Source organism: Bacillus sp. 7894-2, assembly GCF_002272225.1.
In the GTDB taxonomy this organism is placed as follows: domain Bacteria; phylum Bacillota; class Bacilli; order Bacillales; family Cytobacillaceae; genus Cytobacillus.
In genome coordinates, this window is the sequence record NZ_NPDG01000040.1 from 20047 (window position 1) to 31496 (window position 11450).

The window sequence follows — 11450 nt, forward strand, 5'->3', positions numbered from 1 at the left end:
CCTTAATGGAGTTCTTAACTGAAAAATTATTATTTATAGCTTTGTTTATTTTTATCATCCATTCGATAGAAACACTTGCCTATGCTGTGAGGTTATCGGGTGCAAGAGTTAAAATGATTGCATCAGCTTTATCTCTTTTTAACATTATGGTCATTGTTTCTAGACTAGCTAATATGATGCAACAACCTTTTACTGGTAGCCTAATTGATACTGCTCCAAAGGAAAATGCTCTGGAGTTTGTAGAAACTCAATTTCGAATTCTTATTGGTGCATCAACAGTTGGAACATTATTTGGAATAATTCTGCTTCCTACTTTTATCGCATTATTTTCAAGAGCAATCATTCATTTATCAGAGGAAAAAGGTTCTGTACCTTCATTAATGAAAAGAATTTTTTCTTTACAGTACATAAAGCGCGGCATAACACATTTTAGTTTACCTAAGTTTTCATACTTACAGGATACTAGAGTAAAGGATATACCAATAAAACTATTTTGTGTAAATATGATAATAACTGCCATCTATACCATTGGTGTATTATCAGCATTATATGCAGCCTTAATAGCTCCTGAAAGAGCTTCTACGGCTATTATGGCATCAGGTTTAATTAATGGTATAGCAACAATACTTTTAGTTATTTTTATAGACCCGAAAATTTCTGTGATAGCTGACGATGTTGTTAATCAAAGAGGAAGTTACAATAAGCTAAAAAATATGTCACTAATGATGGTAACATCAAGGTTATTAGGTACAGTGCTTGCTCAATTGTTATTCATTTGGGGAGCAGAATATATAGCTTGGTTCACAAAGTTTATTGTGTAGAGCAGGATTTTATAATGGGATTTGATTTAATGTGTTATTCATCTAATAGATTGAAAAAAGAATTTCAAATCTTTCTATTATATATCGGAAGTGGAGAAGAGAATTATGGAGCATAATCTAGCTGAACTAGTTGAAGGAATTTATCATCAAAAAACAAAAGAATATTTTGAAGAGGTTCTTAGCTCATATGAACACCAGAATTACAGATCAGCGGTAGTGATGTTATATACTGTAGTTATTTGTGATTTAATTTTTAAATTGAACGATTTAAAGGATATTCACAATGACTTAAAAGCTAAGAAGATTTTAGAGGACTTAGAAGCAGATAAAGAAGATAATCCAGTATCACCTGATTGGGAGAACAATCTTATTGAAAAAGCATTTAAGGAAGCTAAGTTGTTAGAGAATGATGTATATACTCATATTACTACGTTAAAAAGGTACCGAAACCTTTCTGGACACCCTGTTCTAAATTCAATAGAAATTCTACACAGACCTAATAAGGAATTGGTACAGTCTCTTATGATTAATATGCTAGAAGGCTTACTGACAAAGCACCCATTGTTTACCAAAAATGTATTTGCACCATTTATGGTGGAAATTGAAAGAATTAAAAATGACTTTTCTACTGAAGAACGCTTAGAGATCTATTTAGAATCCAAATTCCTTGTTCATTTTAATAAAGAGGTTGTTGAATATATCTTTAAACATTTATGGAAAATTGTCTTTAAAAGCGACGGAGAAAGAGAAAACAAAAATAGAAATGTTAATTACAAGGTGCTTTTAATAATTTATAAAAGATACGAAGAAACTCTTTTCGAGTTTATAAAGAAAGAAATAGCTCATTTTAGCGATTTTATGGATGAAAATAGCAACATATTAGGTAAATTTGTAGACTTTATATCTAAGTACCCTGATGTTTACCCATTGTTAAAAGAACATACTAGACAAATATTAACCAATCGTATTAAAAACAAAAAACAATTGATTGTTAAAAGTTACTTTTTATCAGATTCAATATCAACCCACTTAAGAAAATTAGATACAGAATTTCATACAACAGGTGATTTTTACAATCAGCCTTACGCACATTATCATATTTTTGAGAAAATTGAAATTGAGTTTCTATTCAATATTAGTCGAAGAAATGAGGCATTACCTGAATTTTATGATTTAATGGTTAGTCATTATTATCACAGTGGACAATATAATACGGCTGATTATACTTTTGATCATTGTATTAGCCCATATTTCAAAGAATTTAGTAAGGAGCAGTTAGAAGTACTTCTTCATGAAGCGAATTCCAATCCGCAATGTTATGAAGGTCGGTTTGCAAAAAGCAATCATAAACAGTTACTAGAAACCGCCAAGAGTTTGTTGGGCGATGATGTTGAAGAAAAATATAAAAATCTATTTTGAGTACTTTCCATGTAAGTCTTTGTAATAATAGCTTCCTTTAAAGGAAGCTATTTTTTTATTTTTTGGAAAATTCACCTTGTTTTTACCAATATTAGACTTTAATATCATATTAAAAGATATTATTTCGCATTTGAGTATTTTTAAATAAGATTGTAGGAGCTATATAAATGAATACCAGTGAAAAATATATTGCTAGGATTATGTTTCAAATAAAAGTTCATACGAGTGACGGACAACTTTATGAAAATCTCTTTTCAAAAATAATGACTAAACATAATTCAAATTTTCGAATGATTAAACCATACGGAAATATTGGAGATAGAAAAAATGATGGGTTTGATAAAACAAAAGGTGTATACTACCAGGTTTTTGCTCCAGAGAATGTTGAAAAGACCAAAACTATTACTGATGCAGTAAGTAAATTGAGGGAAGATTTTAAAGGTCTAAAAAAACATTGGGATGCCTTATGTAAAATAAAAGAGTTTTATTATGTAGTTAACGATAAATATAAAGGTCTACCACCCCAAGTAGAGCAAGAAATTCTTCTTCTCAGTTCTGAAAATAGCGATGTGATTTGTGATTCCTTTTGTTCACACAATTTAGAGTCTATTTTTATGGAGCTTTCAAAAACCGATATTAACGATATCATCGGTTTCATACCTAATGAGGAAATTAGCTTTTTAGATTTTGATGTACTAAATCAAGCTGTCCAATATTTAATGAACTCTGAAGTAGAAGCATCTTCTGATACATATTTAGATGATCCTGATTTTGAATATAAGATAGTATTTAATAAGCTAAGCCCAAAAGTTGCGAATTTATTAAACGTTGCCAGTTATCAAATTGGCGATTTAGAAACATATTTTGCAGCAACAGGGGAATATGTTAAGAATGAACTAAAGACACGTTTTTCAAAATTGTATGATGAATCCAAAGAGGTTATTAGTGATAATGAAGTAAATTATCCTGACCAAAGGTTTTTTTATATACTTAATAATGCTTCTCCAAATGGTAAAAAAGCAGTAAAAGATGCTGTTTTAGTTCTCATGTCTTTTTACTTTGAAGCATGTGATATCTTTGAAAAACCGAAAAAACTTACTGAGGTATAATAAAATGATATTACCACAAAAGCATATTCGGTTATCCGAATCAATTTTTGGTCTTAGTTCTGTAATATTGAGCCTTATTCATAAACCAATCAGCTTTGATGAGCTATGGAGCAACTTCCAAAAAATAAACAATACTGGTGAGCTACCAGTACATCACGATCTAGATAATTTTATCTTAGGTCTAACTTTTTTATTTACAATTGGTGCAATTGAAGAGGGAGAAAGGGGGAAAATACAGTTATGCGGTTGATACGTTTAAGCTCAAATATGAATTCTTTTCATACCATTGAGTTTAAAGATGGTTTAAATTTGATTATTGGGAAACAGGCAAATCCTGATGATAAGAGCTTAGATAAAACATACAACGGTGTAGGAAAATCATTATTAATCTACATTCTGCATTTTTGCTTAGGTTCAAATAAAATTGCCCCCTTTGAAGAAAAAATACCTGGCTGGGAATTTACTTTAGAATTCTCAATAGATGGCGAATTGTATACTTCAGTACGAAATACATCTAATCAGAGCAAAATTTTCTTAAATGGAGAAAAGTTAACTTTAGCAAAATTTAGATCAATAATGTTAGAAAAAGTCTTTGGTGTAACAGAAAAGATAAACAATCTAACTTTTAATACTTTATTCCCTAGGTTTATCAGAAGAGATAGGGAAAGCTATGTAACATATGATGCATTTATTAAAAATGAACAAGAATACAGTAAAGTACTAAATAACTCCTTTTTATTAGGTCTTGAAACTGAATTTGTTACTGAAAAACAAAGATTACGTACATTGTTTAGGCAGACTAAAGAATTAAAGACAAATATTGAAGAGGATCCAATCATTAGGGAACATTTTAATAACAATGAAGACACAGAAATTGAAATCCTTGACTTAGAGGATAATATTGAAAGATTGAAAAATGAATTAGCTGAATTCAAAATAGCTGCTAATTATAAAGATATTGAAAAAGAGGCAGACGAAAAACATTACCAATTAAAAGAGTTAGAAAATAAAAGAACACTTATTAATAACTCCATCAAACATATAAATAAGTCTCTGGAAATAAAACCAGATTTGTCTGAGAAGAAGGTAATAAATTTATATAATCAAGCTCAAATAGAAGTGCCTGAAATGATAGTAAAGAAAATGGAAGAAGCTATTAATTTTCAAAAGAACCTTCTTAAAAATCGAAATAGAAGACTGACAAACGAAAAAATTAAAAACCATGACAAACTTAAAGAAACCGAAGAATTAATCGAAGTGGTTGGAAAAGAACTTGATAAAGCTCTCCGTTATCTAAATACACATGGGGCACTTGAGGATTATAACGCCTTAAATAAAAAATTAAATGATATGCAAACAAAACTTGAACGTTTAAATGAGTACCAAGAAATCTTACGAACTTATAAAAAGAAACTAAAGGACGTACAATCTGACTTTAACACTCAGAACAATGAAACGGATAATTATTTAGAGAACCTTCAAGACTTACTTGAAGATATTATGACTACCTTTAGAGACCTTTCCAAAACTTTTTATGAAAAAAAACCAGGTGGTATAAAAGTAATTAATAATGATGGTGATAATACTATAAGGTTTGACATTATCGCTAAAATTCAAGATGATTCTTCTGATGGAGTAAATGAAGTTAAAATATTCTGTTTTGATATGACAATTTTATTATTAAAGCAGAATCATAAATTTGAGTTTCTTTTTCATGATAGTCGCTTATTTGGTAATATGGATCCGAGACAACGTTATAGTTTGCTTAAGTTGGCATATGAAAAAGTGAATAGTGAGGGTTTACAGTACATAGCAACAATCAATGAAGATATAATACTTTCCTTTAAGGATTTAATGACCGAAGAGGAATACAAAAATATTATAGAAGATAGTACCAGACTTGTACTTACAGACGAATCTGATAAAAGTAAATTACTGGGTATTCAAGTTGATATGGATTATAATAAATAACAGGAAGCACCATATACCAGTGGGGTTGTGGTGTTTATTTTTACTCATTTTTAGTAACGATGTTAGTCCAATTACAATGTTAGAACGGTTTATTTATACATATTTGTGGTGAAACTGTACTTCATTTAGGTTAACAGGCATGATAGTTAAATAATGAGATAGGTTTTACCCTATATAGAGACATGTTTAATCCGCAGAGTATAGAAGTTATGCTCTGCTTTTTTATTGAAATTAATTGTAACCTTTTTTTCACCTCAAACGAATAATAGGTGAATACATAATGAGGGGGGAAAAGTTTGATTGATCTAAAGAACTTAGAGTCCAGTATTGTTATCATTTATAATGAGCATTATTTAGACGTGTATAGATTTCTTGTTTGTTTTTCAGGAAATCAAAACGATGCAGAGGACATGACACAAGAAGTATTTATACGTGTATTAAAAAACTTACCCAATTTTAATAGCGGAAACAATTTAAAAACATGGATCTTTTCCATAGCAAAACATGTAGCTGTTGATCATTATAGGAAAAAGAAATTTGCATCTGTTTTTAAAGACGGATTTTTTAAACAGTTGGAATCTGATGACAATAAGCCAGATGAAGAGTTTGAAATTAATGAAATCAAACAAATTGTACATGAGGCAATTTCGAAATTAAAACCAAAGCATAGAGCAGTAGTAATACTTCGTGGAATAAATGAATTTTCCATAAAAGAGACTTCTGAAATTCTACAATGTAGTGAATCAAAAGTTAAAGTAGATTTTCACCGAGCCTTAAAAGACCTCAAAAGAAAACTGAATATTGATGCCGAGGAGGTTTTGACAAATGCAAAATGAAAAAGAGATATTTGATATGATTAAAGACACCTACCCTCAAAATCCAAGTAAAGAGTTTATCGTTTCAACTGAAAATAAAATTAGACAAAAGGCACGGAGTATGAAAAGGAAATCGATGGTGAAAAGATTGTCCGCCATTTCAAGTGGGTTTTTACTTTTTGCCTTTGCTTTTTCATGGATATTCTTTTTTAGTGGGAAAGATATAATTACAGAAGTTCTAAATAACGTTGGAGATCAATCATTATCATCTACTGTTGAAGAACCAGATCCATTAGTGTTTATTTATCATTCACATAATAATGAGTCATTTATTCCAGAGCTTAACGTAACCGACCCAAGTAAAGCATTTAGTGATTCAAGGAACATAACATTGGTAGGTAAAGAATTAAGTAAAGAGTTAAAAGAACATAAAATTAATTCAATATTAGATGATACTGATATAGCAGCAATCTTAAAGGAACGGAACTTATCATTTGGTAAATCCTATGTAGTATCAAGGGAAAAATTAGAAGAAACATTAAATGAATATAAGAGTATAAGAATGGTATTTGACATACACAGAGATTCACAAGAAAGAAAAGCTACAACCATAAGTATTGATGGAAAAGATTACGCCAGAATTGCATTTATTGTATCAACAACAACCCAAAATCATGACCAGAACAGAGACTTTGCGATTCGCCTACATGAAAAATTAGAAGAACTATATCCTGGATTGTCCAGAGGGGTATTTGAAAAAGGTGAAAATCCACAAAACACATATAATCAAGATCTTCAAAGCAATTCTGTAATATTAGAGATTGGCGGAGTTGAAAATACTTTGGAAGAATCTTATAGAACTACTGATGTTTTTGCCAAAGTTATTAAAGAAGTTATTGAAAATCAAGAAGAATAATGAGATTAACTTTTAAATCCACTATATTGCACATTAGGAGTCCTTAGTAAGCAAAGTGAAAAGAACTCACAGCATACTGTGAGTTCTAAGTTTTTAAATACTTCACATATGGTTGGTTTAGATTAGTTTTCGTGCCGATTCCGTGCCGATTTTATGCCGAATTGACTTTATTTTGCACTTTATTCTATTTTAAAAAAAACTGTTCAAACCTTGATATAAAGCCACTTCTTTATTAGTTATTTCAAGTTATTTGACCCACAATTAATCAAATTTGAAATGGAAGGTTCCATCGGTTAATAGATAATTTATTATAACCCGTTTACCTGCCATGGTAAGCGGGTTTTTAAATAGGGAATAGGCTATAGTAATTTTTGAAAAATTGATCATTAAATTGCTAAAGTAATGATATACCATTTTGATAAAAGCAAATTGGTTTTGATGAATTACGGCTTATATAATACTCAGGCCAAACGGAGGGGTTTCAATGATTATCATAGGCGTAACAGGCTGGGGCGATCATGACAGCCTTTATACAGGCGCCATTTCGCCAAGAGATAAATTAAAGGAGTACGCCGGCCATTTCCCGACCGTTGAGGTGGACTCTGCATTTTATGCTGTGCAGCCAAAACGCAACTCCGCGAGATGGGTAAAAGACACGCCAGATGGGTTTCAATTCATTGTAAAAGCCTATCAGGGCATGACGGGGCACCAGAGAGGCGAAATCCCATTTGAAAGCAAGGAAGAGATGTTTGAAGCGTTTAAAGATTCATTGGAGCCTTATATCGAATCCGGCAAACTGGCTATGGTGCTGTTTCAATTTCCGCCATGGTTTGACTGCAAAAAGGCCAATGTCGATTACCTTCGCTGGTGCAGGGAGCAGATGGGGGAGATCCCCTGTGCCCTGGAGTTCAGGCATCAATCATGGTTTCGGCCGGAGTTTAGGGAAAGCACGCTAAGCTTTATGAAAGAGGAAGACTGGATTCACAGCATCTGTGACGAACCTCAAGCCGGTGAGGGTTCTATTCCAATGGTCCTGGAAACAACCAGTCCTGATAAGGTTCTTGTTCGGTTTCACGGCCGAAACTTTCACGGCTGGCAGAAAAAGAATGCGGACAACTGGCGGGAGGTCCGCTATCTGTACCGCTATAATGAAAAAGAACTGGCAGAATGGGCAGAACATCTAAAAACGCTCGAGAAAAAATGTAAAAATGTATTCGTCGTCTTCAACAACAACTCCGGCGGTGACGCGGCAGACAATGCTAAACAAATGATCAAAATGCTCGATATCGAATATCAGCAGCTCGCTCCCAGACAGCTAGATTTATTTTAAACCGGGTGACAGGCACCTATACCACTTCAGCCAACTGGTATAGGTGCCTGTCACCGTTCACCCTTTTCCATGTCCGCACATATTGTGTAAGGGAAAAGGAAAGGAGTGGGTGCAGGTATGATTGATTTGAAGCCGATTGATATAGATGGCCACACTTTTTTGAGTGTTTCTGTGCAGCTGCCGAAGACCAATCTGCTGGTGGTAACGAATGATAAAGGGTATATCATGTGCGGAGCCCTGGATGTAGCTTTGCTGAATGAGAAGCTTAAGGACCGCAAAGTAATTGCCGGCAGGGCTGTCGGTGTAAAAACGATAGATCAGCTGTTAAATGCCCCCCTTGAATCTGTCACTTATGAGGCCGAGGAGCTGGGAATTGTTAAAGGAACGATCGGAAAAGAAGCACTTCTCAAAATGATCTAAAGGCATGCCTGGATAGGGCTGTCTTTTTTTAATTCATGATACAGCTGAGCACTTAATTTCCTCATTCACAAGTAAAACCAGTTTATCCGCAAATAAATCTTTCTATCCGGAAATATATTATAAAGTCACTCTCAAACCGGGAAATTTGTCGTATAATGTAAATAAAACCAAATAATGCCCGAAATATAAAGTAGCACCGAAAAATGGATATGGGAGATACATATGAGATTAGCAGCAACCAATACAATTGAGACTGGCAGTGTTTTGGCCAAAGCTATATATAATGACAAGGGTCAGGTCCTTTTGCATGAAGGTGTGGAGCTGGCTGATAAATTAATACATAAACTGCAGGAAATGGGTATTACCTATGTGTATATCAAAGATTTGCGCACTGAGGATATCCAATATAGGGACCCTCTGACTCCTAAAATGCGCAAGCAGGCTATTAAAACCATAGAAACCGTTCTGAAGGAAGTAGAAGCAAATAAAGAGTTGTCCGCCTCACTGGTAATTGAGAATGCCTCAAAGCGACTCTCAGAGCTGATTCGTCAGCTGATTATTGAAATAAGGGGAAATAAAGAGCTTCTTACGATCCTGTCAGATGTTTATACATATGATCACTATATATTCACACACTCCCTGAATGTGACTCTTTATTCACTGGCAATCGGGATGAAGCTTCAGCTCCTGCCAAAGGAACTTGAAATCCTGGGGATGGGTGCTATTCTTCATGATGTCGGAAAGATGAAGGTGCCTGCAGATATTCTTATGAAACCGGGTAAATTGACAGAAGACGAATTTAAATCAATAAAGAAGCATCCGGAAGATGGATTTAATATATTAAGAAAAGTAGAGACGATCCCTCTCCTCGTTGCACATTGCGCCTTTCAGCATCATGAGAGATTAAATGGTTCAGGCTATCCGCGCGGCCTGCAGGGGAACGAGATTCATGAATTTGGCAAGATAATTGCGATTGCCGATGTGTTTGACGCAGTAACATCTAACCGCATTTACAGGCAGGCTATGCTCCCCCACGAAGGGCTGGAAGTTCTGTATGCAGGGGCCGGGAAATTATTTGATAAGAAAGTCATTGAAGTTTTCCGAAAAGCAGTAGCCGTGTATCCAGTTGGTGTTACGGTCGAGCTGAATGATGGAAGAAAAGGTGTTGTGTGCCGGCAGAACGCGGGTCTCAGCGACAGGCCTGTCATTCGGATACTTGAAGAAAAGGGCAGGTATGTGGAGCCCTATGAAGCAGATTTAGGGCTTGAATTGAATGCTGTTATTACAGGCTGTGATACGACTTTAGTACAGCAATAAAGTATCTATCCCCCGATGATTATTAAATTGGAGTCTTACTGCCGGTAAGACTGCGATAAACTATTTTGGATTTTTGAGCCTAGTTCCCCCCTTTACAGCATACATATAGCTTGTAAAGGGGGGATTTGTTTTGGCAAAATTTCGCGGCCGGCTGCCCCGGAAAGGACCTCTTCCATTTCGTTATGTATTTCTTTTGACCTTTGTATTTTTCGTTATCTCAACAGCTGCCGGCCTCTGGATTATCAACGAAGGGCTTAAACCGACACTCATGAGCTATGCCGATTCACAGACAAGGAAAATCGCATCATTGGTGATAAACAATGCGATTAATAAAAAAATTACCAATGTGATGGATCTGGAAGATATGTTTGAAGCGAGCGAGAGCGGTGTTGTCAGCATAAACGTGGAAAAGCTGAACAGAGTCAAAGCGGAAGTAACCGAACTGGTTCAGGATAATATTAAGAAAGCGGAAAAGGGCGATTTGGATGCGTTGGAGTCCTTTACAGACGTGGAAATCAACACGGAGGAAATGCAGCACTCAAATGGAATTGTCTATTACGTGCCGCTTGGCCAGGCAACCAATAATGCCCTCCTTGGTAATTTGGGTCCCCGTATACCGGTGAAGTTTAATGCAGTCGGTTCCGTTACCTCCAATTTCATAACTGAAACAAAGGATCACGGAATAAATAATGTGGAAGTGAAGGTGCTGGTCCGCCTGGACGTACAGGTTCAAATTATCATTCCTTTTGCCACCAAAATTATCACAGTACAGGAAGATGTGCTGGCCGCTTATGGCATTTATCCTGGAAAGGTCCCGCAATTTTACAATGGCGGAGGGGGTACCTCGCCATCAATCGAAATACCGGCCGGCCAATAAAGCTTGCAAATAGATTGGTATTTTGATAAGATTCTACTATAATTTCATAAAACCTTATCATATCCGATGGGGTAGAGGTGCAGGGTTCATAAGTATGCTGTGTGAGGATGACAACGACGACCGCAGCCGAAAGGGAATGTTGCCGAAGCAAGATTAGTGAGTCAGAACTATTTTTGCTGGGGTTACTTCGAATAGGAGTAACACTGTCATTATGAGGGGAAAGTATGAATATACTTTGTCAAAGCCTCATAATGGGGAGCTACAGATCGTGATGGAGAAACTAATTACTTCAAAAGAGTAATGATAGATTTTTCTCTATCGTTACTCTTTTTTTATTTTGGTTTTTGTCATCATCCTTGTTGTTCCCCCTACGAAAAGCGGAAGGCGCCCGCTTATCGGCGACAAGCATAAGACGAGCCGGCATGAAGGTTGTTCTTTAACCTTCTTGTCGGATT

Annotated in this window: 11 protein-coding genes and 1 riboswitch; all 11 genes read left to right on the top strand. The window is 34.9% G+C overall.

Annotated elements, in window-relative coordinates; genetic code table 11:
- Positions 1-5 precede the first annotated feature (5 nt).
- The 11 genes from CHI10_RS06965 (at position 6) to yunB (ending at position 10995) form a co-directional block, all read left to right on the top strand.
- Positions 6-821: a lipid II flippase Amj family protein gene (locus CHI10_RS06965; RefSeq protein WP_095243576.1), complete on the top strand. Its 816-nt coding sequence runs from the start codon at positions 6-8 to the stop codon at positions 819-821.
- Between the two features lie 105 nt (positions 822-926).
- Entirely contained in the window at positions 927-2240 is a 1314-nt protein-coding gene (locus CHI10_RS06970; protein ID WP_286137224.1) for a hypothetical protein, read from the top strand.
- 167 nt (positions 2241-2407) lie between these two features.
- Entirely contained in the window at positions 2408-3349 is a 942-nt protein-coding gene (locus CHI10_RS06975) for an ABC-three component system protein (RefSeq protein WP_095243577.1), read from the top strand.
- A 4-nt stretch (positions 3350-3353) separates the two neighbouring features.
- Positions 3354-3599: an ABC-three component system middle component 6 gene (locus CHI10_RS06980; RefSeq protein WP_095243578.1), complete on the top strand. Its 246-nt coding sequence runs from the start codon at positions 3354-3356 to the stop codon at positions 3597-3599.
- Positions 3590-5320 carry a DUF2326 domain-containing protein gene (locus tag CHI10_RS06985; RefSeq protein WP_095243579.1) on the top strand — a complete coding sequence of 577 codons (1731 nt, stop codon included), beginning with the start codon at positions 3590-3592 and terminating at the stop codon, positions 5318-5320. The genes CHI10_RS06980 and CHI10_RS06985 overlap by 10 nt, the downstream gene beginning before the upstream one ends.
- A 296-nt stretch (positions 5321-5616) precedes the next feature.
- On the top strand, positions 5617-6156 hold the full coding sequence (locus CHI10_RS06990; protein ID WP_095243580.1) for an RNA polymerase sigma factor: 540 nt from the start codon (positions 5617-5619) through the stop codon (positions 6154-6156).
- Positions 6146-7051 carry a stage II sporulation protein P gene (gene spoIIP / locus CHI10_RS06995; protein ID WP_095243581.1) on the top strand — a complete coding sequence of 302 codons (906 nt, stop codon included), beginning with the start codon at positions 6146-6148 and terminating at the stop codon, positions 7049-7051. The genes CHI10_RS06990 and spoIIP overlap by 11 nt, the downstream gene beginning before the upstream one ends.
- Positions 7052-7535: 484 nt before the next feature.
- Positions 7536-8381, top strand: coding sequence for a DUF72 domain-containing protein (locus tag CHI10_RS07000; protein ID WP_095243582.1), 846 nt, complete (start codon positions 7536-7538; stop codon positions 8379-8381).
- A 117-nt stretch (positions 8382-8498) separates the two neighbouring features.
- Positions 8499-8801 carry a YunC family protein gene (locus tag CHI10_RS07005; RefSeq protein ID WP_035329361.1) on the top strand — a complete coding sequence of 101 codons (303 nt, stop codon included), beginning with the start codon at positions 8499-8501 and terminating at the stop codon, positions 8799-8801.
- A 222-nt stretch (positions 8802-9023) separates the two neighbouring features.
- Positions 9024-10118, top strand: a complete 1095-nt coding sequence (locus CHI10_RS07010; protein ID WP_095243583.1) for an HD-GYP domain-containing protein — start codon at positions 9024-9026, stop codon at positions 10116-10118.
- 130 nt (positions 10119-10248) lie between these two features.
- Entirely contained in the window at positions 10249-10995 is a 747-nt protein-coding gene (yunB, locus tag CHI10_RS07015; RefSeq protein ID WP_048011994.1) for a sporulation protein YunB, read from the top strand.
- A gap of 64 nt (positions 10996-11059) precedes the next feature.
- Positions 11060-11265: riboswitch (Lysine riboswitch) on the top strand.
- The last annotated feature ends 185 nt before the right edge of the window (positions 11266-11450 follow it).

Excerpts from the sequence above, each read along its gene's own strand:
- CHI10_RS06965 (WP_095243576.1), top strand. The coding sequence starts at position 6 with ATGGAGTTCTTAACTGAAAAATTATTATTTATAGCTTTGTTTATTTTT.
- CHI10_RS06970 (WP_286137224.1), top strand. The coding sequence starts at position 927 with ATGGAGCATAATCTAGCTGAACTAGTTGAAGGAATTTATCATCAAAAA.
- CHI10_RS06975 (WP_095243577.1), top strand. The coding sequence starts at position 2,408 with ATGAATACCAGTGAAAAATATATTGCTAGGATTATGTTTCAAATAAAA.
- CHI10_RS06980 (WP_095243578.1), top strand. The coding sequence starts at position 3,354 with ATGATATTACCACAAAAGCATATTCGGTTATCCGAATCAATTTTTGGT.
- CHI10_RS06985 (WP_095243579.1), top strand. The coding sequence starts at position 3,590 with ATGCGGTTGATACGTTTAAGCTCAAATATGAATTCTTTTCATACCATT.
- spoIIP (WP_095243581.1), top strand. The coding sequence starts at position 6,146 with ATGCAAAATGAAAAAGAGATATTTGATATGATTAAAGACACCTACCCT.
- CHI10_RS07000 (WP_095243582.1), top strand. The coding sequence starts at position 7,536 with ATGATTATCATAGGCGTAACAGGCTGGGGCGATCATGACAGCCTTTAT.
- CHI10_RS07005 (WP_035329361.1), top strand. The coding sequence starts at position 8,499 with ATGATTGATTTGAAGCCGATTGATATAGATGGCCACACTTTTTTGAGT.
- CHI10_RS07010 (WP_095243583.1), top strand. The coding sequence starts at position 9,024 with ATGAGATTAGCAGCAACCAATACAATTGAGACTGGCAGTGTTTTGGCC.